The following is a 24,588-nucleotide window of genomic DNA, read 5'->3' as shown; positions in this document are numbered from 1 at the left end:
ATAAGTGTAAGCCACCGCCCCACGATCATCACGACTTAATCGAGAAAACGCTGACAAGCTGCGTCAGGTGGTGGCCTTTATCACTCAGGCTCTGGGCTGTCTGTTCTGCCTGCGTAACCAGTTCACTGTTCTGATGCGTGGCCTGGCTAATCTGATTCATCGCCAGGTTAACCTGGCCAATGCCGGCCGTTTGCTGTTGTGCGGCGACGTTAATTTCACCCATTAACGCCTGAACCTGCTCAATATGCATCACAATTTCGCTCATCGCATCGCGGGTTTGTTCCGACAATGCATGGCCTTCAGCAACATGACGTATTGAGGTCGCAATCAACGTATCAATTTCTTTTGCTGCCTGGGCGGAACGCTGTGCCAGCGCCCGTACTTCGGCGGCAACGACGGCGAAGCCGCGCCCGTGCTCACCCGCCCGGGCGGCTTCAACCGCGGCGTTCAGCGCCAGAATATTGGTCTGGAAGGCAATGGACTCAATAACGTGCGTAATGTCAGCGATGCTCTGCGACGAAACGTTAATGGCGGACATGGTGTTGACCGAACGGGTGACCGTCTGGTTGCCGTTATCCACGATACTGCTGGCCTCGGCCACCAGCGACATGGCCTGACGCAGGCTGTCGGCGGTATGCTCAACGGTCGCACCAAACTGCTCCATGCTGGCCGATGTCTCTTCAACGCTGCTTGCCTGGCGCCCAATTTGCTCACTGATGTTGTGACTGCTGGCGGCAATGGTATCCGTGCCATCGCTGATTTCCTGCGCGGCACGGCGAACCTGCGCGACTATTTTCTCCAGCCCTTCGCCAATCCCGTTAATGGCATTAATCAGCTGACCCACTTCATCGTGGCGCGTCGTAGCCAGATGAACCAGTAAGTTGCCGGCCGCGTATTGCTCAGCCAAATGGATGACCTGCTGTAACGGACGCGTAATGGCACGACGGCTGTACCAGACAAAACACGGCGCAAACAGCAAGACCAGAATCAGGCCGGTTATGAGGAACATATTGCGGCTGTGAATCACCGGTGCCAGCAGGCTGTCGCGGTTGACCTCACCGACCACAATCCAGTTCCAGCCAGGCAACTGTTGCCAGGCCAGCATTTTGGTTTCCCCATCAATATCGGCTTGCTGTACGCCCTCAGGCTGCGTCAGCATCGCGTTCAGCACGCCCTCCTGCCAGTCGGGACGTTTACCTTCAGCCTGTTTATCAAACAGGTACTGCCCCTGCATAGCACCTGGCGTGCCGTTTAACACGTAGAAATGCCCACTGTCGCCCAGACGACGTGCCAGCACTTTTTCGCGCATCAGGCCGTACTGTTTATCGATCTGTACGCCAACAAAAATAATGGCAATCACGGTACCGCTGTCGTCTTTAACGGGCTGATACTGCGTGATATAACGGTGACCAAACAGGGTGGCCAGTCCACGGTAGATCTCGCCTTGCGTCACTTTTTTCCAGGCCCCACTGGTCCGATCAAGCTGGGTGCCAATGGCCCGGCTGCCATCTTCTTTTTTCAGCGAGGTGGAAACACGAATGAAATTATCACCATCACGCACAAAGATGGTGGCGACGGCCGACGTACGATCCGTAAAATCATCTACGGCAATTTGATCGAGGTTCAGCGTTTTGAGCCCGGCCCGCAGAGTCGGTGTTGAAAACTCGCCCACCTGAATACGTGAAGTTTCATCGCGGCTGAAACGCTTAGGCAAAAAGCTGACAAACAGTTGAGTATAATTGCCCACTTCCTGCGTCAGCGTCGCGTTAAACATGGACGCCATTTCAGTAATGCCCTGCACCTGATTGACCATGTCATCCATGGCGAGACTTTCCAACTGGCGTGAAGCATTTTGACTTTGAATCAGCGTCAAAACTAACAATAAAACGCCTACACTTACTGAAGTTATGGCGCACAGCTTCACTCCAAGGCTTGTTCTGCTGAGAGAGAAACGTTTCATAAAGTACCTTTATTTTTTGTCAAATATGCACTAACAACGGCAGCGCGGCGCAAATGTTTAGTTAAGAAATTATTGCCTTTATGATGTTGTGAAGCGCGGAATTACATTAAACCCCTAATATGTCGTCTCAATTTGTCGTCGGAGAGGAGAAAAAATGATTGAGCTCACCACGGAAAGGTTTGCAGGAATCGAGTGCCTGCATGCTGCGCCTGCGGGTCAGCGTCGCCAGCGTTTACCCACCCTCGTTTTCTATCACGGGTTTACCTCATCCAAAGAGGTGTACGCTTACTTTGCCGTTGCGCTGGCGCAGGCAGGCTTCCGTGCCGTTATGCCCGATGCCGACATGCATGGTGCGCGTTATAACGGTGATGCCGAGACGCGGTTGCGCCATTTCTGGGACATCCTCAAACAGAACATTGATGAATTTCCGGCTATCGAGGCCGCCTTACGTGCCGACGATCTGATTGCCGATGCGCGCTTTGCCGTTGCTGGCGCCTCAATGGGAGGCATGACGGCGCTGGGGATTATGGCGCGCTATTCACACATCCACAGCGTTGCCTGCATGATGGGGTCAGGCTACTTTATGCAGCTCAGTCATACGTTGTTTCCGCCTGTGGTGGTAACGAACGAAGAACAGAAAGCCCAGTTCACAGCACGTATGGCATCGCTGGCGGACTATGATCCTTCTGCCCGGCTGCAGAACCTGGCGAACCGGCCACTTTTGTTGTGGCACGGTGATGCCGATGAAGTGGTGCCTTTTGCTGAAACTCAGCGCCTGGATCGGGCATTACGCGAAAAGGGGCTTGATGCCCATCTGACCACGCTGTCCGAAACGCATATCGGACATAAAATTACGCCGTCAGGTCTGACCGCGCTGGTCAGCTTTTTTAAGCGTCAACTCTGATCCGTTAACGAAACCGCCCTCTTGCTTTGGCCCTTGCTTGCTTTTCACACATAAGCGCGGGAGCGGGGCGGTCTCCCGCCGATTTAAATGAAATCCCCGCTTGAGTTTGTCCGCCCACGCCAGTATGATTACGCGTCAATTTTTCAGCTGCATTCAGAGGTGTGTGTCATTTCGGTGATTCACAACCTATAACGTTCCTTGCTTCCGTGGGCCGCAGCTGACCCTGACAGGAGGCTGAATAATCCGTAAGGAGCAATTTCGATGCGTCATTACGAAATCGTATTTATGGTTCATCCTGACCAGAGCGAACAGGTTCCTGGCATGATCGAGCGTTACACTGGTGCTATCACTGGTGCAGAAGGCACGATCCACCGTCTGGAAGACTGGGGCCGCCGTCAGCTGGCTTACCCAATCAACAAACTGCACAAAGCACACTATGTTCTGATGAACGTAGAAGCGCCGCAGGAAGTGATTGACGAGCTGGAAACGAACTTCCGCTTCAACGACGCCGTTATCCGCAGCATGGTTATGCGCGTTAAAAACGCGGTAACTGAAGCATCACCGATGGTTAAAGCGAAAGACGAGCGTCGTGAGCGCCGCGAAGATTTTGCTAACGAATCCGCTGATGACTCAGATGCTGGGGATTCTGAAGAGTAATCCATCGTGACGGTTAATCGGCTGCGCCTGTCTGGCACCGTGTGTAAGACGCCAGTTCGAAAAATTAGCCCGTCAGGAATTCCGCACTGTCAGTTCGTGCTTGAGCACAACTCGGTGCAGATGGAAGCCGGATTTCACCGGCAAGCCTGGTGTCGAATGCCTGTTATTCTTAGCGGCAGCGCCCATCAGGTGATTACTCAACATATAACGGTCGGCACGCAACTCATTCTCGAAGGCTTTATTAGCTGCCATCAGGCGCGAAATGGTCAGAGTAAAATGGTGTTACATGCCGAGCAGATTGAATTGATAGATTCTGGAGACTAGCCAAATGGCACGTTATTTCCGTCGTCGCAAGTTCTGCCGTTTCACCGCGGAAGGCGTTCAAGAGATCGATTATAAAGATATCGCAACGCTGAAAAACTACATCACTGAAAGCGGCAAGATTGTACCAAGCCGTATCACTGGTACTCGCGCAAAATACCAGCGTCAGCTGGCTCGTGCTATCAAGCGCGCGCGTTACCTGTCTCTGCTGCCGTACACTGATCGTCATCAGTAATCGGCAACTGTCCATTAACGACTTTAAGAGGATAAGGTAATGCAAGTTATTCTGCTTGATAAAGTAGCAAACCTGGGCAGCCTGGGTGATCAGGTTAACGTTAAAGCGGGCTACGCTCGTAACTTCCTGGTTCCACAGGGTAAAGCTGTTCCTGCTACCAAGAAAAACGTTGAATTCTTCGAAGCACGCCGTGCAGAACTGGAAGCCAAACTGGCTGACGTTCTGGCAGCATCTAACGCGCGCGCAGAAAAAATCAACGCACTGGGCACTGTTACCATCACGTCTAAAGCAGGCGATGAAGGTAAACTGTTCGGTTCCATCGGTACCCGCGACATCGCTGACGCTGTTACTGCAGCTGGCGTTGACGTTGCTAAGAGCGAAGTTCGTTTACCGAACGGCGTTCTGCGCACCACCGGTGAGCACGAAGTGGACTTCCAGGTTCACAGCGAAGTATTCGCGAAACTGATCGTGAACGTGGTTGCAGGTTAATTTTTATTAGCCTGCCGCACCTGAACGCCGACACTTGTGTCGGCGTTTTTGTTTTCAGTCGTTAACACCCTTTCTTTTTCTGCCCGGCCCCATCCCTCTTCACCGGCACCCGCATCTTCGCCATCACATAAAGGCGTACCGGACAACCCGATCCTCATGCGATCAACGCGCTGTTTGCCGATTAAAAGGTGACGATGATATGTGCGGCTAAACCCTCAGCGCATCAGGTGACGACGCGACATCAGCGACCACGCTCCGTCATCTGTGCTGACGCGGCTATCCGCTTGCGTTGCGGTTGGTCTGCCCGGAAACCGGGCGGGCAAATAAAATGACGGCCATGAAGGGCGCAACCGGTGACGGACCGCCACCGGGGAGGACTTATTCTACACGTAAAAAGCTGCCGTCCGGCTGGCGGGTAAACAGGACAGGACCGTTAACGCCCTCCAGCGTTAAGCCTGTAACGACGCCATTCGCATCGCGACGGATCTTCACCTGCTGCCCCTGCTTCAGCGTACTGAGCGGCTGATCGTTGCCCTCAACGCGTGCCATGGCAAACACATCATTGACCGGCAGATTATTGTCGCGGAATAGCTGTGCCAGTGTTTGCCCGGCGGCAATCTGGTAGCTGTGCCAGTCACCCTGCGTGTCCGCCTTCGGTTCGGATTGGGCAGAGGAGCGAGACGGTTTGTTATCGTAGATATCCGCCTGCATCGGCACGTCTTTTTCGGCCGAAGGTGTCACAGGCCGTTCGACCGGATACTGCGGCGTACTGGAGGGCCAGAGAAAGGCCAGCAGCAGTATGATGACGGCAATGACGATCCCCCGACGGTGGAAAGCCGGGAGCGGGTCCATCCAGCGAATATCGTCTGTAAAATGCCAGAGGCGATACAGCCAGCTGGGCAGGCGAGACGGGACGTCTGAAGTCATATCGGGTTCCTCCGCTCCGGCACCTTGCGACCGCGTTCGTTGCGGCAGTAAGTTCTGTAACCGGGTTAAAATACGCAGTGCATGCGTCCTGCGGCGACGAGGGGCTATCTGGCCCATATTCTCTCTCTTTCTTATAGTGCCACTGACAAGGGGGAACTTGTCACTTATACAGTATGGGCAATGTGGACGCGAAGTGCCTGCCAGCATTGGTAAATTTGACCTGCGTATTGTTTCTCTTTCGCCGACAAAAGTCATCTGTAGCGCTGCGGATTTTACGCCAGCGGCCTGCGCTGTTATGCTGCCCGTCTTACTATATCCGAGAGTGAAAGGAACGAAGATGACTACCCCTTCTTTCGACAGCGTCGAAGCACAAGCAAGTTACGGTATTGGTTTACAGGTTGGCCAGCAGCTGCTGGAATCTGGTCTGCAGGGGCTGCAGCCAGAAGCACTGCTCGCGGGCCTGCGCGACGCGCTGGAAGGGAACTCACCTGCGGTGCCTGTCGATGTGGTACATCGCGCCCTGCGTGACGTACATGAGCGTGCGGAAAGCGTGCGTCGTGAGCGCGTGGAAGCCATGGCCGCAGAAGGCCAGGCTTTCCTGCAGGACCATGCTCAGCGTGAAGGCGTCAGCAGCACCGAGTCAGGTTTACAGTTCAGCGTGATTACGCAGGGCGAAGGCCCGATTCCTTCGCGCCAGGACCGCGTACGCGTGCATTACACCGGTAAACTGATCGACGGCACGGTGTTTGACAGCTCTGTTGCACGTGGCGAGCCGGCGGAATTCCCGGTAACCGGCGTGATTGCGGGCTGGATCGAAGCGCTGACGCTGATGCCGGTTGGCTCGAAGTGGGAACTGGTGATTCCCCACAACCTCGCCTACGGCGAGCGTGGAGCGGGCGCGTCCATCCCGCCATTCAGCACCCTGATTTTTGAAGTTGAGCTGCTGGAAATCCTGTAAGGATAAAGGGCGGTGCGATGCCGCCCTTACCCCTCTACTGCTGTAAGTTTACCTGCCAGAGAGCGAATCCCGTCTCGTCATTCCCTGTCGCCTTCATGGGATATTGCGCATGCTGCTGAATAAAGTGTGTGGCTTTATCGCCGGGTGCGGTTTCAAAGCGAATATCAAGAGGCTGCGCGGCAGATATTGCAGCCAGTCGCCAGTTATTATCCGCCTGTGGGCGCACTTCACCGTGCTTTTTGGTTTCGGCACTGATATACGCCGCCAGAATCGCGCGGTTTTCATCAGGCGAGGCAAAGGCAATGTATTTGTCGCCCGTTCCGGCAAACTTGCCCGCGTAGGCCCGGTAGTTATTGGTTGCCACCAGGAAGGTCGCCTTAAGATCGATGGGTTTTCCCTGCCAGCGAAGATCTTTAATGCGTGACGCGTCCGGATGGATCAGGTTGCACTCTTCGTCGTAACGGGCGGGTTGTGTGACATCAATCTGATAGCTCACGCCGTCAATCACATCGAAGTTATAGGTGCGGAAATTCCAGTTGATCAGCGGCTGTGTGCGGCGACTGGTCGGATCGATTTGGTTAAACTGACCCGCAGAGCACTCCAGCCAGTCTTTCACCTGCTCGCCGCTGACTTTCATCACCACCAGCGTATTCGGATACAGATAGAGATCGGCTGCGTTGCGGAAGGTCAGGTTGCCTTTCTCAACTTCCACATAGCTGGCAGGATCGTTTTTACGTCCCCCGGCTTTAAACGGCGCGGCGGCAGACAGTACCGGCAAGTGCGCCAGATCGGGATCGCCCTGGATAAAATGCTCGACGTAGGCGCGCTGGGCATTATTCACAATTTGCACAGTAGGATCGTCCTGCACCAGCGACAGATAGCTGTACATCACATCCGCAGATTTTCCGATAGGCTGGGCGACAAAGGTGCGGGTAGCATCATGATCGTCTTTCAGAACCTTAACCAGTGCAGGATCTTCAGCAGCCAGCGCAGTTTTATGCGCGATATCGTAGATCGGACGCGCCTGCGCGGTACCGCTTGTCACCTGCCAGTGATCGCCTTCCTTGCTCAGCACCAGATCCACCACACCAAGATGATCGCCCCACATGCCGGGCATGACCGCAGGCACACCGTTTAATGTTCCTTTCTCAATGTCTGCACCTTTGATCCCCGCAAACTCTTTCCCCGGGAATACGGCATGCGCATGACCAAACATAATGGCACTGATGCCCGGAACTTCGCTGAGGTAATAAACCGAGTTTTCTGCCATCGCCTGATACGGCTCGCTGCTTAACCCTGAATGGGCTAATACGACAACCACGTCCGCTCCTTTAGCGCGCATTTCGGGCACGTAGCGCCGGGCGGTTTCTGTAATATCGTCCACCCGCACTTTGCCCTGCAGGTTGCCTTTATCCCACACCATAATCTGCGGCGGGACAAAGCCGATATAACCGATGTTCACCGTCTGCGTGTTGCCGTCGCGATCGGTCACTGTGGTGGGTTTAATCAGATAAGGCGTAAACAGTGGCTTACCGCTCTTCAGATCGATGACGTTGGCATTGACGTAAGGAAAATGCGCGCCCGCCAGGGCTTTTTGCAGATAGGGCAGACCATAATTGAATTCATGATTGCCCAGCGTGCCCACGCTGTAATCCAGCGTATTCATCGCCTTATAGACGGGATGGACTTCACCCTGTTTGAGCCCTTTCGCAGCCATATAGTCGCCTAACGGGCTACCCTGGATCAGATCGCCATTGTCCACCAGCACGCTGTTCGTGACTTCCTGACGCGCGGCATGGATCAGGGACGCAGTGCGCACCAGACCATATTTTTCTGTGGGCGTATCTTTGTAATAGTCGAAGTCCATCATATTGCTGTGCAGATCGGTCGTTTCCAGCACGCGTAAATCCACGGTGGCTCCCTGTGCTGCAACTGAAACGCTCAGTGCCAGTAACATCATTCCCGCCTTAACCATGTTCACTCCCAACGTTAAAAGATCAAGGCTACAAAAGTAATGTAAAAGGCTGATGAAAGGGCAGATTAAAACGTGATGCAAATAACGTTTTGAGCCTGACTGGTGCTGCTTCAGTCACATCAGTGCAGAAGCCAGCGTGAAAAGAGGTCTTTGCCATTGTGGGCTATTGTGTTGATATAGCTGAAAAAGGCTTCAAAATGTTTACCTGAAACCAGGGGCGAGCATGAAGCTGCTAAAATGTACCCCAACAGGCATAACAGTTAACGCGTAGCATTCGCATACATGAGGTGACAAATGTTAGAGCAAATAAGCCAACTGGCGCGTGAGGCAGGCGACGCGATTATGCAGGTCTATAACGGTTCGGTTCCCGCTGATGTTTCGCATAAAGCAGACGATTCGCCCGTCACAGCAGCCGATCTGGCCGCGCATGATGTGATTGTGAAGGGCCTGAAACAGCTGACACCGGATATTCCGGTGTTGTCAGAGGAAGATCCGCCCGGTTGGGAAGTCCGTCAGCACTGGCAGCGCTACTGGCTGGTGGATCCGCTTGACGGCACCAAAGAGTTTATCAAACGCAATGGTGAGTTTACGGTCAATATTGCGCTGATCGAGCAGGGCAAACCGATCATGGGCGTGGTGTACGCGCCTGCGCTGGGCGTGATGTACTCGGCAGCAGAAGGTAAAGCCTGGAAGGAAGAGGGCGGAGAAAAGCAGCCGATTCACGTTCTGGATGCACGTCCACCGCTGGTGGTGGTGAGTCGTTCCCACAACGATGATGATGAGATGAAAGAGTACCTGAAGCAGCTAGGGGAACATCAGACGGTGGCAACCGGCTCATCGTTAAAGTTTTGCCTGGTCGCTGAAGGTAAGGCCCAGCTTTATCCCCGCTTTGGACCCACCAATATCTGGGATACCGGCGCGGGTCATGCCGTTGCTGTCGCGGCAGGTGCCCACGTGCACGACTGGCAGGGAAGAACGCTGGATTATGCGCCGCGTGAATCTTTCCTGAATCCGGGCTTCCGTGTATCGCTGTTCTGACGTCAGACGGGAGGCACTCGCCTCCCGACTTCAGCTGTCAGGGTGCTTTTAACAGCGTTTTTAACAACGTAATGACTTCTTTGACTTCCTGCTGCGTCAGTGCCCCGTCTTTGACATATTTCACCTGACCGTTTTTATCCAGCACCACAATGGCCGATCCGCCTTGCTGCAACTGCCAGGCGTGCTGCACATTGCCCTTGCTGTCGACGATAAACTGTGACCACGGATACTGCTTTTTATTACTCTGAATGCTGCTGCGAACAAACAGGCTGGTGCCGGGAATGGCATCATCGGTGTTCACGATAGTCGTGGTCTGATAGCGATCGTGCGGCAGTTTCGCTGACTTGATGGCCTCAACCAACGCTGCATTCATCTCTTTAGCCGATGAGCGGCCTGCAATGTGCTGTATGACACGTACTTTTCCGTTCAGTTGCGCGCTGTTCCAGTCTTGATAACTGAATTTTTCCTGCGCCAGGATCAACTCGCCTTTGTCATTGACGCCCACGGGCGGCACGCGTTTTCCCGTCTCAAGATTGTGGGCCAACGCACTTACAGGAAGCAGCAGTGACAAGGCCAGTGCGGCCAGAGTGATACGCCTCATTATTTTCTCCAGTGATCAGACCAGTTAGTCATCCAACTGTAATAGTAAGCAGGGATGATGCGGCTGTCTCAAAAAGCTGTCAGCTTTGTTATCAACCACACAATTCTGTAACGAACGAAGGTTTATACTGAATAGTGAAAAGTAAATAACAGAGTATTCTGTAATGTTCTGTCAGCACGGTAAAAAAAGTTATTTCTGGTCGTGCGAAGTAAGCAGAGTGTTCTATAGTTTATCTCGCATTCGCGCTTCATGGACCCGTACCGAATTTGGCAACGGTGAAGCGTGCTTAAAAATTAAGGAGTTAAGAAGTATGAAAATCTTCCAGCGCTATAATCCGCTACAGATAGCAAAATATGTTAAGACGCTGTTTAAAGGAAGGTTGTACATCAAGGATGTGGGCGCGTTTGAGTTTGATAAAGGTAAAGTCCTGATCCCCCGGGTCAAAGACAAACAGCACCTGAGCGTGATGTCAGAAATTAACCGCCAGGTCGTTCGTCTCAAGCTAGAGTTTAACTAAAAAACAGGGCGCCGATGGCGCCCTGAGTGTTTCTATTCTTCGCTTTTCGTCACGTTCAGCATCGGCGGTCGTTCATCAATCCGTGTCACCAGCAGCTGATCAATGCGGTAACTGTCGATATCGACCACTTCAAACTTGTAGCCCGCAAATTTCACAAAGTCGGTACGTTTCGGGATTTTACGCAGCATATACATCATAAAGCCGCCAATTGTTTCGTAGTTACCCGACTGCGGAAAATCATCGATATCCAGCACGCGCATAACATCATCAATCGGCGTCCCGCCTTCCACCAGCCAGGAGTTTTCATCGCGCGCAACAATCTGTTCTTCCATGCCCTGACCCACCAGGTCGCCCATCAGCGTCGTCATCACATCATTCAGCGTAATGATACCGACCACCAGCGCATATTCGTTCATGATGACCGCGAAGTCGTCGCCCGCCGTTTTAAAGCTTTCCAGCGCCTCAGACAACGTCAGCGTATCCGGAACAATCAGCGCAGAACGAATCTGCACGCCGCTGTTCAGCGCCATGCTCTGATTGCCCAGCACGCGCAGCAGCAGCTCTTTCGAATCGACATAGCCAACGATGTGGTCGATATCCCCATTACAGACCAGGAATTTCGAGTGAGGATGTTCAGCGATTTTTGTTTTCAGGCTGACTTCGTCTTCGTGCAGATCAAACCAGACGATATTTTCACGTGACGTCATGGAGGAGGGCACGGTGCGTGATTCCAGCTCAAACACGTTCTCAATCAGTTCGTGTTCCTGCTTACGCAGCACGCCAGCCAGCGCACCGGCTTCCACAACCGCGTAGATATCGTCGGACGTGATATCGTCTTTGCGTACCATCGGCAGCTTAAAGACGCGAAAAAAGACGTTGGCCAGGCCGTTAAACAGCCAGACCAGCGGCCGCATAACCAGTAAACAAAAGCGCATGGGATTGATAATCCGCAGGGCAATGGTTTCTGGCGCGATCATGCCTACCCGTTTTGGGGTTAAGTCGGCGAACAGAATAAACAGGCTGGTGACGATGGTGAATGAGCAGATAAAACTGAGCTGTTCGGCCAGTTCGTGAGACATAAAGCGATTGAAGAGGGCGGAAAATGCCGGGGAAAAGGCCGCATCACCGACGATACCACCCAAAATGGCGACGGCGTTCAGGCCAATTTGCACCACGGTGAAGAACATGCCGGGCGTTTCCTGCATCTTCAACACCCGCTGAGCGTTAACGTTGCCTTCATCAGCCAGCAGTTTCAGCTTAATCTTGCGGGCGGCAGCCAGCGAGATTTCGGAGAGAGAAAAAAAAGCACTGATTACGATCAGTAGCAGAATGACAAGTAAGCTATCAAGCATAAGTAATCCAAAGAGTTATCCACTTGTCATTTTTGGCCTGGGCAGCGTGCGGTTGAGGCGCTTATTCCCTGTACGTACGACGCAGAGGAGCTATCCGTGCCAAAAATGTCTGCGCCCGTTCGACAAGGTTGTAAGGGGAAAGGGGCAGAAATGAAGACAGGCGGGATGCCTGCGGTGGGTGATTATAGCAGCAGCGAGGAGGCCGCCGCCAGAGGGCAAACAGTGGCTTATAATGAGGTTTTCAGCTCAGGATGCATGTGTAATGCAGGAGAGCGGTCTACTGGCGTGCGGCCTGTCTGGACAACAAGGTCGTTGTATCGTGCGTCCGTTTTACCGACAATAATGCGCAATTTGACTTAGAACGCGTTACAGACTGCCCTTTGGCAAAAAGTGCGGCTATGATGAGTAAGTTGCCGTTGCGATTGTGACGGCAACAAGGATTAACACGCGCCCTGCGGAATGGGGCGGGCATGAGAGACAGGAGTACAGGTGCCACGATTTTATGTTTATTGCATGGCGGGCTTATTGCTCGTCGCGCCCGCCTTTGGGGCGGCACCGGTTCGACTACAGCTTGAAGGGCTGACCGGCGAACTGCAAAAAAACGTCAGGGCACGCCTGTCGACCATCAGCAGCGACGAAGTCACCAACGATGGCCGTTTCCGTGCGCGTGTATCGGCCGCTATCAAAGAAGGGCTTCGCGCGCTCGGCTACTATGAGCCTGATATCGACTTTGAATCACGCCCTGCCCCTGCGCAAGGTGGCCGTCCGGTGCTCATCGCGCGCGTGACGCCTGGCCAGCCGGTAAAGATTGCCGGTAGTACGATCATTGTCACCGGTCAGGCGAAAAACGATGCGGACTATAAAAACTGGATCGCCCAGGGCCGCCCTAAAGTTGGCACAATCCTTAATCATGGTCAGTACGATAAATTCAAAAGTGGCTTTACCAACCTGGCGCTGCGCAACGGCTATTTCGATGGCGAATTTGAAAAAAGTCAGTTAGGCGTTTCCGTGGCGCGCCACGAAGCCTTTTGGGATATCGACTACAATAGCGGACCGCGTTACCGCTTCGGCGATGTCACCTTCCAGGGCTCACAGATCCGTGACGCCTATTTGCAAAATCTGGTGCCGTTTAAAAAGGGCGACTATTACAGTTCCCGTGATTTGGCTGAACTGAATCGCCGCCTGTCGGCGACGGGGTGGTTCCAGTCGGTGGTCGTCGCGCCGGAATTTAAAGAGGGGCGCAAAACCAAAGTCCTGCCGTTAAATGCGGCCGTTTCCCCTCGGGCAAAAAATATTGTTGAAGCCGGTGTCGGGTATTCGACGGATGTCGGGCCGCGTCTGAAAGGCACCTGGAGAAAGCCCTGGGTTAACGACCGTGGCCACAGCATGATGGCCAGTGCCTATATTTCTGCGCCTGAGCAGCAGGTGGATCTCAGCTACAAAGTTCCGTTACTCAAAAGCCCGCTGGAGCAGTACTACACTTTTTCAGGCGGGCTCAAACGCACCGATCTGAACGACACCAAAGCGGATACCAGCACGCTGGCAGTATCGCGTAACTGGGACAGCAGCAGTGGCTGGCAAAGGGCCGTCAATCTGCGCTGGAGCCTTGACCACTTTACCCAGGGGAATGTCACCAATACCACGATGTTGCTTTATCCCGGCGTCAGTCTGAACCGCACGCGCTCACGCGGTGGCCTGATGCCGACCTGGGGCGACTCGCAGCGTTATTCTGTCGATGTGTCCGATACCACCTGGGGATCGGATGTCGATTTCCTGATCCTGCAGGCGCAAAACGTCTGGATTCGTACGCTGGGCGAAAAGAACCGCTTTATTGCACGCGGCACGGTGGGATGGATTGAAACCAACGACTTCGATAAGGTGCCGCCGGATCTGCGCTTTTTCGCCGGGGGTGACCGCAGTATTCGCGGCTATAAGTACAAAAACGTCTCGCCACGTGACAGTGATGGCAAACTGACCGGGGCCTCAAAAATGGCCACCGGTTCACTGGAATACCAGTACAACGTCAGCGGAAAATGGTGGGGCGCGGTGTTTGTTGACGCCGGAGAGGCCGTCAATGACATCAGCCAAAGCGATATTAAAACCGGTGCCGGTATCGGCGTGCGCTGGGCATCGCCTGTGGGGCCCATTAAGTTTGATATTGCGCGTCCCATTGGCGACAGGGAGGAGCACGGTTTGCAATTTTACGTAGGATTGGGGCCTGAACTATGAAGCGCTGGAAAAAGGTCCTGACTGGCTTTCTGATTTTTTTGGTCTTGTTATTGGCTGGCGTGGCATTTTTGATTGGTACGACGCCGGGCCTGCATTTAGTGTTAAACGGCGCGTCGCGCTGGGTACCGGGATTATCCATCAACAAAGTGGATGGCGGCTGGCGTAATCTTACGCTCAGCGGTCTGCGTTACGACATGCCGGGCGTCAGCGTTAACGCGGGCAATATCCATCTGGCGGTAAATCTCAATTGCCTGCTGCATTCGTCGGTCTGCGTCGATGACCTGACGCTAAAAGATATCAGTGTGGTCGTCGACAGTAAAAAGATGACGCCGTCGGCGGCGGCACCCGAAGACGATAACAGCGCGACCAATCTCAGTACGCCGTACCCCATCAGCCTGCGCCACGTTGGGCTGCATAACATCAGTGTGAAAGTCGATGATACCGCGATTTCGCTGGTGGATTTTTCCACCGGATTACACTGGCAGGCGCGGGCGTTAACGCTGAATCCTACCCACATTCAAAGCCTGTTAATTGCGCTGCCTAAAGCAGCAGCGGTCGCGAAGGAGCAGGTGGTCGATCCGAAAGTACAGCAGCCGCAGCCAAACGAGAAGCCGCTGGGCGAAACGCTGCAGGCGATGTTTGCCAAACCCCTGCTACCGACACTGCCGGACTTCCAGTTACCGCTGGATATCGATGTTCAGGACATCGTAGGCGAACAACTGCGCATTACCGGCGATACGGATATCGTTGTGAATCAGCTGCGTGTGAAGGCCAAAACGCTTGACCGCCATATACAACTGCAAACGCTGGACGTGGACTCAAACCTCGGCAGGCTCAACGGCAGCGGCCAGGCCACGCTCGCAGACAACTGGCCCGTTGATTTTGCCCTGAATGGCGATGTGAATGTTGATCCGGTTAAAGGGGAAAAGCTGAGTCTGACCTTACAGGGCGCGATGCGTGACGAGCTGAAGCTGGCGCTCAACCTCTCTGGCCCGGTCAGGGCGCAGCTGGATGCCCGCGCTCAGCCTGCTGTTGCCGGTCTTCCGCTGGCATTAACCCTGACCAGTCCGCAACTGCGCTGGCCGCTCACCGGAGCGGTTCAGTACCAGGCGGACAATCTCGACTATCAGTTCAAAGGCAAGGCGACCGACTACGTGATGTCGCTGCGCACGGCGGTGAAAGGCGAAGCGGTGCCGCCTGCCACGATTACGCTGGACGGTAAAGGGAATAGTGAACAGTTCAGCCTGGACAAGCTGCGTGTGGCAGCGTTACAGGGCACTATCGATCTGACGGCGCTGGTGGACTGGAGCAAAGCCATCAGCTGGCGCAGTGAACTGACGCTGGCGGGCATCAATACCGCCCGCCAGTATCCGGACTGGCCAGCCAGACTGGAGGGTAAAATCACTACGCGCGGCAGCCTGTATGGCGGCAGCTGGCAGCTGAGTGTGCCGCAACTGATGTTGAAGGGTAACGTCAAACAGAACGCGGTCAGTGCGGACGGAACATTACGGGGCAACAGCTACAACCAGTGGGATATTTCGGGTATTAAGATTGCGCTGGGCCGCAATCATCTGGATATCAAAGGCAGTCTGGGCGAAACGCTGAACCTGGATGCCAACGTGGATGCCCCCCATCTTGATAACGCATTGCCGGGGCTGGGCGGTGTGGTCAAAGGGGATATCAAAGCCCGCGGATCGCTGAAAGCCCCTCAACTGCTGGCGGATCTGACGGCCACTGGCTTACGTTGGCAGCAACTGCTGGTCCGGCGCGTAACGCTGAAAAGCGATGTACGCTCCAGCGACCAGATCGCCGGTAAGCTGCAGTTGCGCGTTGAACAACTGAAGCAGGATGCGCTTAACATTAATCTGTTGACGCTCAATGCTGATGGCGACGAAAAGCAGCATCAGCTTAAACTTAACGTGCAGGGCGAGCCGGTATCGGGTCAGCTCGCGCTGAACGGTAGCTTTGACCGCCAGACGGAGACATGGAAAGGCAGCCTGAACAATACGCGTTTTAATACGCCCGTCGGGGAATGGCGTCTGACGCGCGCTATGGCGATCGACTATGTTAATCAGAAGCAGACTGCGTCAATCGGCCCGCACTGCTGGCAAAACCCCAACGCGCAGCTTTGTGTGCCAGAACCGATTGAAGCCGGCCCCAGCGGTCACGCTCATGTGGTATTAAACCGCTTCGATCTGGCGATGCTAAAACCCTTCCTGACTGACCAGACCCAACTGAGCGGCGTGTTCAGCGGTGATGCCCGCGTTAACTGGACGGCGGATGGCAAACTGCCCGTCGGCACGCTGGCGCTGAAGAGTAATAATGTGAAAGTCGCGCAGGATGTGCAGGGCAATACGCTGCCCATCGCGTTTAACACAATTAATGTTAATGCGGCACTGCGGGACGGACGTGCACAGCTCGACTGGCTGATTCGCCTCGTCAATAACGGCCAACTGGATGGCAATGTGCAGATTACCGATCCGCAACAGCGCCGTGAGCTGGGTGGCAATGTGAATATCCGCAATATCTCGCTGGCGATGATCAATCCCGCCTTAATGCAGGGCGAGAGCATCAAAGGCCTGCTGAACAGCGATCTGCGCCTGGGCGGCACAGTGCAGCAGCCGCAGCTTTTTGGGCAACTGGGTCTGAAAGATGTGAATGTGAAAGGCAACTTCATGCCGGTGGATCTGACCAGTGCCAGTCTGAACATGGTGTTTAACGGCATGAGTTCGACGCTGAATGGCCTGCTACAGACCGCACAGGGCAATATCAACCTGAGCGGCGATGCGGACTGGAGCCAACTGGATAACTGGCGTGCGCGCGTAGCCGCCAAAGGCAGCCGGGTCCGTGTCACGGTGCCGCCAATGGTGCGCATGGATGTGTCGCCGGATGTGGTATTTGAAGCCACGCCAGCCGCCTTTAATCTTGACGGGCGCGTCGATATTCCCTGGGCACGTATCACGGTACAGGAGGTTCCTGAGAGCGCAGTCGGCGTATCGTCTGATGAAGTTATGCTGGATAAAAACCTTAAACCGATTGCGCCTAAAACGGCCTCAATACCGATTAACAGTAACCTGACCATTCATGTTGGAAACGACGTGCGTCTGTCGGCCTTTGGACTGAAAGCCCGTCTGAATGGCGATCTGAAAATGGTCCAGGATAAATCAGGACTGGGACTCAACGGACAGATCAATATTCCATCCGGCCGTTTCCATGCTTACGGTCAGGACTTGATCGTGCGTAAAGGCGAGCTGCAGTTTGCGGGCCCGCCAGACCAGCCTTATCTCAACTTGGAAGCGATTCGTAATCCGGATGCGACCGAGGATGGCGTAACGGCAGGATTGCGCGTTACGGGGCTGGCGGATGAGCCGAAAGTGGAAGTGTTCTCCGATCCGGCGATGTCACAGCAGGAGGCCCTTTCTTACCTGTTACGCGGTCAGGGACTGAATAGCGACGGCGACAGTAACGCGTTAACGTCAGCGTTAGTCGGCTTAGGGGTTGCACAAAGTGGGCAGGTTGTGGGTAAAATCGGCGAGACATTCGGTGTCAGTAATCTTGCCCTTGATACGACCGGCGTTGGCGACAGTCAGCAGGTACAGGTCAGCGGCTATGTGTTGCCGGGTCTACAAGTAAAATACGGGGTTGGCATCTTTGATTCACTGGCAACGTTAACCTTACGTTACCGACTGATGCCCAAACTCTATTTGGAAGCCGTGTCCGGTGTGGATCAGGCTCTTGATTTGCTCTATCAGTTTGAGTTTTAGTAATGCGAATAATTGTCTATGGCAGTTTACGGCGCAAACAGGGAAACAGTCACTGGATGACACATGCGCAATGGTTGGGTGATCACCAGATTGAGGGTTATGAACTCTATAGTCTGGGTCACTATCCTGGCGTGATCACGGGCGAAGGAACGGTATATTGCGAAGTCTACCGAATTGATGCCTCCATTCTCGCCGAGTTAGATGCGCTTCGGACCAAAGGTGGTGAGTACAAACGCCATCTGATTCAGACGCCGTTTGGTAGTGCTTGGCTTTATGTCTATCAGCGTTCGGTCGCGGGTCGCCAGCGTATCCAGAGTGGAGACTGGCTGAAGCGTGATGAGGAGCAGGAAAGCCACTAATACGTTGCGGTTGCGTGTATCAGGCTAAATGCTTCTCAGGTAAAAGGGTTCATGATTGTTATGTGCCCTTTTATCCATGCACTAAAGTGGCTTAAAGCCCTCTCTGTTTCTTCCTGCGCCAACCTGATAGCGGTAATTTTCCGATCATTCACTTTAACAGCGTAATCGTACATCCGCGGGGTTAGTTATAAAAAAGCGGTTTGCGAAAAAGAAATATACATTGATAATCGCGCCCACATGACGCTTGCGAGTCTGTACGCATGCGAGAAAATCGCATAATGGTGCCATTATCACGACGCCAGCAAAACTTTACCAAAGTGAAAAGCAATGAAAAAAACAATCAATATTTATCTTATCGCAGTTTTTTTATTTTCATTACCGTTGTTGCTTGCCAATACTTTTTACATTGATGACAACGGAAGAGCCATTACAGGAAACGCGCTTTGGGGCCGGGATGGGAGGCCTTTAGCTGACCTGCTAATGAAAATATTATTTCTTAGTTCTCACGTTTCAGACATTTTTCCTTTACCGCTGATCATCACAAGTGTGCTTATCGCAGTGGTATTAGCGCACTATCATCGCCGCCACTTTACGTCACTCAAAACCTGGGTCGGTGCTTTAGCCGCGCTGAGTTTTTTTGCTAACCCTTATCTTGCTGAAATCTTTTCCTATCGTTTTGACGTGCTCACTATAGGTTGCGCGCTGGTGTTGAGCATCGCATGGATTTTATTCCCTGTGCAGAAAACATGGATACAGTTCTTAGTGGCTGTACTTGCTATCGTTGCCATCTTTAGCCTCTATCAGATTGCGGCAAACATTGCTGTGATGATGGTGTTCGTGATCGTCTTTGGACAGATGGTCAACAATGCCCCTGCAACAGAGATCATTCGTGGGCTTATACTGCGAAGCGCAGAGTTTATCGTCGCCTCAGCTGTTTACCTCAAAATTGTTTTACCATTGACTTTTTCAGGTGAGTACGCAGCTAATCATCCGGCTATAGCCTTTGAGCAATTGTGGCTCACCGCTTGCAATAATGCGCTCGCATACTGGCACTTCGTTAATGCCACCTTTTATAAAGATGGTAAAGGAATGGCTGTGCTCATGGTTGTCCTGAGTGCGTCAGTGGTCTCCGCAGCGATAATCGCTTCGCGTTATATAAAGCAACAACGTAATCCAGCCAGGATTATTGTTGCAGTTATAGCGCTGTTTTTACCTTTCGCTGCATTCCTGATGATTCCCGGTAGCCTGCTCATTTTACAAAATCCATTACTTGCACCTCGGGTCATGCTGGCAGTGAGTGGGTTTATGTTGTTCAGTGCAACATTACTGGCGTGGGCGATGAAAGGAAAATGGTCATTCGTAAACATGGTTATCGCAATTCCTTTGCTCTATGCCTTTACAGGTATATATGTCTATGGGAATGCCATTCATCAGCAAGATGAGATTAATGCCGCAATCACACAACGGTTAAAACAGGACACCAATGCATTATCCGTTGGCTCCCTCTATATGCAGTTTTATGGGGCCTCGCCGCGTTCCCCAGTATATCTTAATTCCCTAAATAACTATCCGGTTCTCAGCGCGCTGATTCCTGAATATTTCGCCAACTGGTGGTTTCCATTTCCTTACATGGCGATAAGGGGCTTTCAGGCTAAAAATCCTATTCAGGACAATATTACTGTGAGCAATGAAGATTTGGTTATGGCGCTGTGTCACGGAGAGCGCATTGCACATAATCAGGATTATGATTTATATAAGTACCATGACCGACTGACCGTCGACTTTACGCTAAAGGGTTGCCAGCACTAATGTATAAGAGCTTGCTGTAATTTATTAGTTTTGAGACAAAAAAACAGGCCCATTGCTGGGCCTGTTTATATCAACAGATTTAGCGCGTATCCTGTGCTGCAACTTCAGTTTTATTTCACAGCACAAGTGGCATTACTTCTTCGCCGCACGCTCAAAAGACGAGACGATCTCGGCTTTGGCTGCTTCGGCGTTATCCCAGCCATCAACCTTAACCCATTTGCCTTTTTCCAGATCTTTGTAGTGCTCAAAGAAGTGGGTGATCTGCGCACGCAGCAGTTCTGGCAGGTCGTTCACATCTTTGATGTGATCGTACTCTTTGGTGAGTTTGGTGTGCGGGACAGCAACCAGTTTGGCATCTTCGCCAGACTCGTCGGTCATTTTTAACACGCCAACCGGACGGCAGCGGATCACTGAGCCGGGCTCCAGTGGGTACGGTGTTGGAACCAGTACGTCTACCGGGTCACCATCCAGCGACAGCGTATTGTTGATGTAACCATAGTTGCATGGATAGAACATTGCCGTAGACATAAAGCGATCCACAAACAGGGCTCCAGAATCTTTATCAACTTCATATTTGATCGGATCGGCATTCGCCGGGATCTCAATAATTACGTAGATATCTTCTGGCAGGTCTTTACCTGCTGGCACCTGGTTCAAACTCATCGGGTATTCCTTCAGTCGTCGTATGTTGAGTGTCGGCTATTATAGCCAACTGACTGTGAAAGTACGCCCCCTTTTTGGCGTTTCAGAATGCTCCTCAACGCTATTTGGCCGTGACAAACAGGGATACAATGCCCGCAGCAATCAGTGGCCCTACCGGAACGCCACGGAAAAACGCCACGCCGATTACTGTTCCTATCAGCAATCCGCCAATGACGGAAGGCTGTACACTCATAAAACTCACGCCGCGCCCGCCCAGCCAGGCCACGAAAATGCCTACCAAAATCGCGACAATCGACTGCCAGTTGGCAAAGGATTTCAGCAGGGATGACGCAGGCAGCGAACCACTGGCCAGCGGGGCCATTACGGCTACGGTAAGGATAATAATGCCCACTGTAATGCCCTGTTTTTCCACATAAGGAAAGAATTGCGACAGCGGTGTCATTTTGATGATCAGCAGGATCAGAATGGACAGGGTCACGGCAGTGTTGTGGACGAAGTAACTCAGTACAGCAAGGCAGATCAAGATCAGCGTGGAGGCGTAAGCAACCATAGTTTTTCCCTGAAAATGAATGAAGACAGTTATGACTGACTTTAAAGGGTTACATTAATCAACAATCGTCGGGGTTCGCGCAACTGCCAGTGGCTAAAGATTGCAACTGTAGAGTTTGATTGCGGACCAGCGCGGTGCTCTGGGTGGCCAGCGCAACGGGGCCGAGAGTGCCCTGCGTGTTGAGTTGGCTGCGGCTCACCGCTAACCAGGCTTCCCGGTAACGCAGCCAGGCGCGCTGGGCGATACGCAGTTTCTCTCTGGGTTCTCCGCTTAATTTTTTCATCAATGCACTGTACTGCGCGTTCATTTCCGCGTCCCATTGCTGGGTTGCCGTATCCTGACATTGCATCAAGGCCAGCGTGGTATCGGCTTGATTAAGGCATTGATTTAACGTGACATCAATCGTGGACTGCTCAGCCACTGCAAGCTTACAACTCAAGAGCGCTATCAACATTACCCTTTTTTTCATCGATTTCCCCTTTGTTTCCTTAACAAAATACCTTCAATTTCATTAACAGGTTAGCGGCAAGCACGGGATTAATCATTCACAGGCGTTAAAGTTTGCGAATCGCAATGCCGATACTTTCTCCGTTTAAGGGTTGTCGAAATTATTTCGCCTTTTACTACTCATACGGAAACGATCAAGATGAAACAGTTATCACTACGCACGGGGTTGCTGGCGTTGCTGGCATTCATGACACTGCTGTTGTTGGCGGTGAGTGTGATGGGCATTGTGGCAATCAACAAGGGCAACCGCTCGCTGGATGTGATTAACCGCATTCAGGGGATTGAGTTAAACAGTCTGTATCGCAGTAACGCCGATTTAATGCGCGCGCGTGCCAGTGCTGCGCTTGCAGTACGCAAGATTGAGATTGGTTTACTGGATGAGGGCGCGCAGGTCACCAAAACGGCGCAGGCCGATGTCGAGTCCTCTCAGCGCAATTTAAAACGTTTTGTGGATGCCGGAACCGTGACGGCGGAAGGCAAAATCATGGCCGATGCCATTGCATCAAGCTATAAGGATTACCTTGATCAGGGCATCCTGCCGATGATGAAGGCGCTCGACAAGCAGTATAACGATGAATATTACCAACTGCTGGAAGGTAAACTGGAGCCTTTATCGGCGAAGTACACCAAAGCGGTAGAGACCTTTGGCGCAAAAGCCGACGAAATTACCCAGGCACAGTTAGTTGAAGCTCAGCGCAATGAAATCATGATGAAAGTGCTGATCGCCGTGGCGGTGGGGCTCTCCGTGCTGCTGCTGGTACTGGCCTGGGTGCTGCTGCGCCGCATGTTACTGACGCCGTTGAACAATGCGATTATTCACCTTGAGCAGGTGGCGGCGGGCGATCTGTCTCAACCGTTGCCGCTGGCGGGCAACAACGAACTGGGTCGTCTTAACAATGCGCTGGCGGGTATGCAGCAGGCTCTGCGTGACTCGGTGAATAAGGTGCGTGAGGCCGGGCTGAAAATCGACAGCGGCAGCCGCGAGCTGGCGGCGGGCAACGTTCACCTTTCTCAACGTACCGAAGAATCCGCCGCGTCGCTGGAGCAAACGGCGGCCAGTATGGAACAGTTGACCGCAACGGTTCGTCTGAACGCCAGTAACGCGCAGCAGGCTCACCAGTTGGCAAATGCCGTTTCTGACAGTGCCGATCGCGGGGCGGAAGTGGTGAACTACGTGATGGAAAAAATGCGTGAGATCACCGAGAGCGCCAATCGCATCGGCGATATTCTGAGCGTGATCGACGGCATTGCCTTCCAGACCAACATTCTGGCGTTAAACGCCGCCGTGGAAGCGGCACGTGCCGGTGAACAGGGGCGCGGTTTTGCCGTCGTCGCGAATGAGGTGCGCACCCTGGCGCAGCGCAGTGCCAGCGCGGCGAAAGAGATTCGCACGCTGATCAGCGATTCACAAACGCGGGTGAAAGAGGGCAGTGAAATGGCCACGCGTGCAGGCGAAACCATGGATGATATCGCTGGTGAAGTCATGCGCGTGACGGCACTGATGAAAGAGATTTCGATGGCTTCAGAAGAGCAAAGTCGGGGCATCGATCAGGTCAACCATGCGGTGACGCAGATGGATGAAGCGGCGCAGCAGAACGCTGCGCTGGTGGAGCAGGCCACCGCCGCCACGCATTCACTGGAGGCGCAGTCAGAGCAGTTGCAGGCTGCTATGGCGCTGTTCCGGCTTCAGCAGGCATAAGACAAAATAAGGGCGCGACACCCGCGCCCTTTATGTTTAGCCCTGACGACACTCCGGGAACTCTGCCAGGAGGCGCTCTACGTCATCCACCATGGCGGTGTTGCCACAGTAGAACGGGCAGCGCTGATGCAGCGTTACGGGGGGAATATCCAGAATACGGTTTTGCCCGTCGCTGGCTTTACCGCCCGCCTGCTCGGCCAGGAAGGCCATGGGGTTGCACTCATACAGCAGGCGCAGTTTACCCTTCGGATGGCTGGCCGTGCTGGGGTAAAGGTAGATACCGCCTTTCAGCAGGTTACGATGGAAATCCGCCACCAGTGAACCGATGTAGCGTGAGGTGTAAGGACGGTGCGTTGCCACATCCTCTTCCTGACAGAATTTCAGGTATTTTTTCACGCCCTGCGGGAAACGAATGTAGTTACCTTCGTTAATGGAATAGGTGTAGCCCACTTCCGGATACGTCATCCGTTCGTGACTGAGGCAGAACACGCCCAGTGACGGATCGTAGGTAAACGCGTGCACACCACAACCGGTGGTGTAAACCATCATGGTAGACGAACCGTAAACCACATAACCGGCCGCGACCTGTTTGTTGCCCGGCTGCATGAAGTCCGCTTCGACGACCGGTGTACCGGGTTCACTGACGCGACGATAGATTGAGAAAATGGTGCCGACAGAGACGTTAACGTCGATGTTTGATGATCCATCCAGCGGATCCATCAAGACCACGTACTTGCCGTTTTCCTCGCCCTCAAAGATGACAAATTCGTCCTCTTCTTCAGAAGCGATACCGGCAACGATACCGCGCGCTTTCAGTGCGGCTTTGAGTTTTTCGTTGGCGAACAGATCCAGTTTCATCTGCTGTTCACCCTGAACATTCTCGACGCCGCTGGCCCCCAGGATATCCACTAAACCGGCTTTGTTAATATCGCGGTGGATAATTTTGGCACCCAGCTTAATCGCTGAGATAAGCGCCGTCAGTTCACCTGTAGCGTGCGGAAAGTCGTGTTGCTTCTCGACGATAAATTCGCCCAACGTTTTCATAACACATTCCCTGAATCATCGATGGAGTGG

At 53.2% G+C, this 24,588-nt stretch carries 22 protein-coding genes; 13 read left to right on the top strand and 9 right to left on the bottom strand.

Translation table 11 applies throughout. The features are described from left to right. Positions 1-28: 28 nt before the first annotated feature. Positions 29-1,960, bottom strand: coding sequence for a methyl-accepting chemotaxis protein (locus RAC60_RS16925; protein WP_205955722.1), 1,932 nt, complete (start codon positions 1,958-1,960; stop codon positions 29-31). 154 nt (positions 1,961-2,114) lie between these two features. Here RAC60_RS16925 and yjfP point away from each other — a divergent pair, with 154 nt between their 5' ends. The 5 genes from yjfP (at position 2,115) to rplI (ending at position 4,566) form a co-directional block, all read left to right on the top strand. Further along, positions 2,115-2,864 (top strand): esterase, encoded by a 750-nt coding sequence (yjfP, locus tag RAC60_RS16920; RefSeq protein WP_006120929.1) that lies wholly within the window; start codon positions 2,115-2,117, stop codon positions 2,862-2,864. Positions 2,865-3,125: 261 nt separating this feature from the next. Continuing rightward, the gene (gene rpsF, locus RAC60_RS16915) at positions 3,126-3,521 is read left to right on the top strand and encodes a 30S ribosomal protein S6 (protein WP_006120928.1); all 396 of its coding nucleotides are present in this window, start codon (positions 3,126-3,128) and stop codon (positions 3,519-3,521) included. 6 nt (positions 3,522-3,527) lie between these two features. After that, complete coding sequence (gene priB, locus RAC60_RS16910) at positions 3,528-3,845, top strand: primosomal replication protein N (RefSeq protein ID WP_006120927.1); 318 nt, start codon at positions 3,528-3,530, stop codon at positions 3,843-3,845. A 4-nt stretch (positions 3,846-3,849) separates the two neighbouring features. Then, positions 3,850-4,077: a 30S ribosomal protein S18 gene (rpsR, locus tag RAC60_RS16905; RefSeq protein WP_000135199.1), complete on the top strand. Its 228-nt coding sequence runs from the start codon at positions 3,850-3,852 to the stop codon at positions 4,075-4,077. Between the two features lie 39 nt (positions 4,078-4,116). Continuing rightward, on the top strand, positions 4,117-4,566 hold the full coding sequence (gene rplI, locus RAC60_RS16900) for a 50S ribosomal protein L9 (protein WP_006120926.1): 450 nt from the start codon (positions 4,117-4,119) through the stop codon (positions 4,564-4,566). Positions 4,567-4,944: 378 nt separating this feature from the next. Here rplI and RAC60_RS16895 read toward each other — a convergent pair whose 3' ends face one another. Then, positions 4,945-5,610 (bottom strand): OapA family protein, encoded by a 666-nt coding sequence (locus RAC60_RS16895; protein WP_375094065.1) that lies wholly within the window; start codon positions 5,608-5,610, stop codon positions 4,945-4,947. A 220-nt stretch (positions 5,611-5,830) separates the two neighbouring features. Between RAC60_RS16895 and fklB the strand changes: the two genes are divergently transcribed. Continuing rightward, complete coding sequence (gene fklB, locus RAC60_RS16890; RefSeq protein ID WP_375094064.1) at positions 5,831-6,451, top strand: FKBP-type peptidyl-prolyl cis-trans isomerase; 621 nt, start codon at positions 5,831-5,833, stop codon at positions 6,449-6,451. A 34-nt stretch (positions 6,452-6,485) separates the two neighbouring features. On the opposite strand, the gene RAC60_RS16885 is transcribed toward fklB, so the two are convergent. Further along, positions 6,486-8,426, bottom strand: a complete 1,941-nt coding sequence (locus tag RAC60_RS16885) for a bifunctional 2',3'-cyclic-nucleotide 2'-phosphodiesterase/3'-nucleotidase (protein ID WP_375094063.1) — start codon at positions 8,424-8,426, stop codon at positions 6,486-6,488. Between the two features lie 294 nt (positions 8,427-8,720). Here RAC60_RS16885 and cysQ point away from each other — a divergent pair, with 294 nt between their 5' ends. Then, positions 8,721-9,464: a 3'(2'),5'-bisphosphate nucleotidase CysQ gene (gene cysQ / locus RAC60_RS16880; protein ID WP_033740024.1), complete on the top strand. Its 744-nt coding sequence runs from the start codon at positions 8,721-8,723 to the stop codon at positions 9,462-9,464. A 37-nt stretch (positions 9,465-9,501) separates the two neighbouring features. Here cysQ and RAC60_RS16875 read toward each other — a convergent pair whose 3' ends face one another. Then, a complete protein-coding gene (locus RAC60_RS16875) occupies positions 9,502-10,065 on the bottom strand; it encodes a YtfJ family protein (protein ID WP_205958872.1) in 564 nt (187 codons plus the stop codon). A gap of 310 nt (positions 10,066-10,375) precedes the next feature. Between RAC60_RS16875 and RAC60_RS16870 the strand changes: the two genes are divergently transcribed. Further along, entirely contained in the window at positions 10,376-10,582 is a 207-nt protein-coding gene (locus tag RAC60_RS16870; protein WP_003855513.1) for a DUF1107 domain-containing protein, read from the top strand. Positions 10,583-10,614: 32 nt separating this feature from the next. Here RAC60_RS16870 and RAC60_RS16865 read toward each other — a convergent pair whose 3' ends face one another. Beyond that, positions 10,615-11,934: a hemolysin family protein gene (locus RAC60_RS16865; protein WP_033740022.1), complete on the bottom strand. Its 1,320-nt coding sequence runs from the start codon at positions 11,932-11,934 to the stop codon at positions 10,615-10,617. Between the two features lie 513 nt (positions 11,935-12,447). Here RAC60_RS16865 and RAC60_RS16860 point away from each other — a divergent pair. The 4 genes from RAC60_RS16860 to RAC60_RS16845 all read left to right on the top strand — a co-directional run bounded on the left by RAC60_RS16860 (position 12,448) and on the right by RAC60_RS16845 (position 20,095). Next, complete coding sequence (locus RAC60_RS16860) at positions 12,448-14,163, top strand: autotransporter assembly complex family protein (RefSeq protein WP_172677636.1); 1,716 nt, start codon at positions 12,448-12,450, stop codon at positions 14,161-14,163. After that, entirely contained in the window at positions 14,160-17,927 is a 3,768-nt protein-coding gene (locus tag RAC60_RS16855; RefSeq protein ID WP_375094062.1) for a translocation/assembly module TamB domain-containing protein, read from the top strand. Before RAC60_RS16860 ends, RAC60_RS16855 begins: the two co-directional genes overlap by 4 nt. Positions 17,928-17,929: 2 nt before the next feature. Beyond that, on the top strand, positions 17,930-18,286 hold the full coding sequence (locus RAC60_RS16850; protein WP_058708626.1) for a gamma-glutamylcyclotransferase: 357 nt from the start codon (positions 17,930-17,932) through the stop codon (positions 18,284-18,286). 327 nt (positions 18,287-18,613) lie between these two features. Beyond that, entirely contained in the window at positions 18,614-20,095 is a 1,482-nt protein-coding gene (locus RAC60_RS16845) for a glucosyltransferase domain-containing protein (protein ID WP_058708627.1), read from the top strand. A gap of 132 nt (positions 20,096-20,227) precedes the next feature. On the opposite strand, the gene ppa is transcribed toward RAC60_RS16845, so the two are convergent. The 3 genes from ppa to RAC60_RS16830 form a co-directional block, all read right to left on the bottom strand. After that, positions 20,228-20,758 carry an inorganic diphosphatase gene (gene ppa / locus RAC60_RS16840; RefSeq protein ID WP_006118350.1) on the bottom strand — a complete coding sequence of 177 codons (531 nt, stop codon included), beginning with the start codon at positions 20,756-20,758 and terminating at the stop codon, positions 20,228-20,230. Between the two features lie 100 nt (positions 20,759-20,858). Then, the gene (locus tag RAC60_RS16835; RefSeq protein ID WP_039341815.1) at positions 20,859-21,308 is read right to left on the bottom strand and encodes a DUF441 domain-containing protein; all 450 of its coding nucleotides are present in this window, start codon (positions 21,306-21,308) and stop codon (positions 20,859-20,861) included. Between the two features lie 58 nt (positions 21,309-21,366). After that, the gene (locus RAC60_RS16830) at positions 21,367-21,777 is read right to left on the bottom strand and encodes a lysozyme inhibitor LprI family protein (RefSeq protein ID WP_058708628.1); all 411 of its coding nucleotides are present in this window, start codon (positions 21,775-21,777) and stop codon (positions 21,367-21,369) included. A gap of 177 nt (positions 21,778-21,954) precedes the next feature. On the opposite strand from RAC60_RS16830, the gene RAC60_RS16825 reads away from it, so the two are divergent. After that, positions 21,955-23,514: a methyl-accepting chemotaxis protein gene (locus tag RAC60_RS16825; protein ID WP_039341822.1), complete on the top strand. Its 1,560-nt coding sequence runs from the start codon at positions 21,955-21,957 to the stop codon at positions 23,512-23,514. A gap of 36 nt (positions 23,515-23,550) precedes the next feature. Here the strand turns inward: RAC60_RS16825 and fbp are convergent, their stop codons facing one another. Then, on the bottom strand, positions 23,551-24,558 hold the full coding sequence (gene fbp, locus RAC60_RS16820) for a class 1 fructose-bisphosphatase (RefSeq protein ID WP_375094061.1): 1,008 nt from the start codon (positions 24,556-24,558) through the stop codon (positions 23,551-23,553). Positions 24,559-24,588 lie beyond the last annotated feature (30 nt).

This window comes from Pantoea sp. BR_17 (assembly GCF_041955125.1).
Lineage (GTDB): Bacteria > Pseudomonadota > Gammaproteobacteria > Enterobacterales > Enterobacteriaceae > Pantoea > Pantoea stewartii.
This window is presented reverse-complemented; position numbering and strand designations above follow the sequence as displayed.

Bases quoted from the DNA above. Each gene is read 5' to 3' on its own strand.
- RAC60_RS16875 (WP_205958872.1), bottom strand. From the start codon at position 10,065: ATGAGGCGTATCACTCTGGCCGCACTGGCCTTGTCACTGCTGCTTCCT.
- RAC60_RS16855 (WP_375094062.1), top strand. From the start codon at position 14,160: ATGAAGCGCTGGAAAAAGGTCCTGACTGGCTTTCTGATTTTTTTGGTC.
- RAC60_RS16825 (WP_039341822.1), top strand. From the start codon at position 21,955: ATGAAACAGTTATCACTACGCACGGGGTTGCTGGCGTTGCTGGCATTC.
- cysQ (WP_033740024.1), top strand. From the start codon at position 8,721: ATGTTAGAGCAAATAAGCCAACTGGCGCGTGAGGCAGGCGACGCGATT.
- rplI (WP_006120926.1), top strand. From the start codon at position 4,117: ATGCAAGTTATTCTGCTTGATAAAGTAGCAAACCTGGGCAGCCTGGGT.
- RAC60_RS16850 (WP_058708626.1), top strand. From the start codon at position 17,930: ATGCGAATAATTGTCTATGGCAGTTTACGGCGCAAACAGGGAAACAGT.
- fbp (WP_375094061.1), bottom strand. From the start codon at position 24,558: ATGAAAACGTTGGGCGAATTTATCGTCGAGAAGCAACACGACTTTCCG.
- RAC60_RS16845 (WP_058708627.1), top strand. From the start codon at position 18,614: ATGAAAAAAACAATCAATATTTATCTTATCGCAGTTTTTTTATTTTCA.
- rpsR (WP_000135199.1), top strand. From the start codon at position 3,850: ATGGCACGTTATTTCCGTCGTCGCAAGTTCTGCCGTTTCACCGCGGAA.
- fklB (WP_375094064.1), top strand. From the start codon at position 5,831: ATGACTACCCCTTCTTTCGACAGCGTCGAAGCACAAGCAAGTTACGGT.
- ppa (WP_006118350.1), bottom strand. From the start codon at position 20,758: ATGAGTTTGAACCAGGTGCCAGCAGGTAAAGACCTGCCAGAAGATATC.
- RAC60_RS16870 (WP_003855513.1), top strand. From the start codon at position 10,376: ATGAAAATCTTCCAGCGCTATAATCCGCTACAGATAGCAAAATATGTT.
- rpsF (WP_006120928.1), top strand. From the start codon at position 3,126: ATGCGTCATTACGAAATCGTATTTATGGTTCATCCTGACCAGAGCGAA.
- RAC60_RS16830 (WP_058708628.1), bottom strand. From the start codon at position 21,777: ATGAAAAAAAGGGTAATGTTGATAGCGCTCTTGAGTTGTAAGCTTGCA.
- RAC60_RS16885 (WP_375094063.1), bottom strand. From the start codon at position 8,426: ATGGTTAAGGCGGGAATGATGTTACTGGCACTGAGCGTTTCAGTTGCA.
- RAC60_RS16895 (WP_375094065.1), bottom strand. From the start codon at position 5,610: ATGGGCCAGATAGCCCCTCGTCGCCGCAGGACGCATGCACTGCGTATT.
- RAC60_RS16865 (WP_033740022.1), bottom strand. From the start codon at position 11,934: ATGCTTGATAGCTTACTTGTCATTCTGCTACTGATCGTAATCAGTGCT.
- RAC60_RS16925 (WP_205955722.1), bottom strand. From the start codon at position 1,960: ATGAAACGTTTCTCTCTCAGCAGAACAAGCCTTGGAGTGAAGCTGTGC.
- RAC60_RS16835 (WP_039341815.1), bottom strand. From the start codon at position 21,308: ATGGTTGCTTACGCCTCCACGCTGATCTTGATCTGCCTTGCTGTACTG.
- RAC60_RS16860 (WP_172677636.1), top strand. From the start codon at position 12,448: ATGGCGGGCTTATTGCTCGTCGCGCCCGCCTTTGGGGCGGCACCGGTT.
- yjfP (WP_006120929.1), top strand. From the start codon at position 2,115: ATGATTGAGCTCACCACGGAAAGGTTTGCAGGAATCGAGTGCCTGCAT.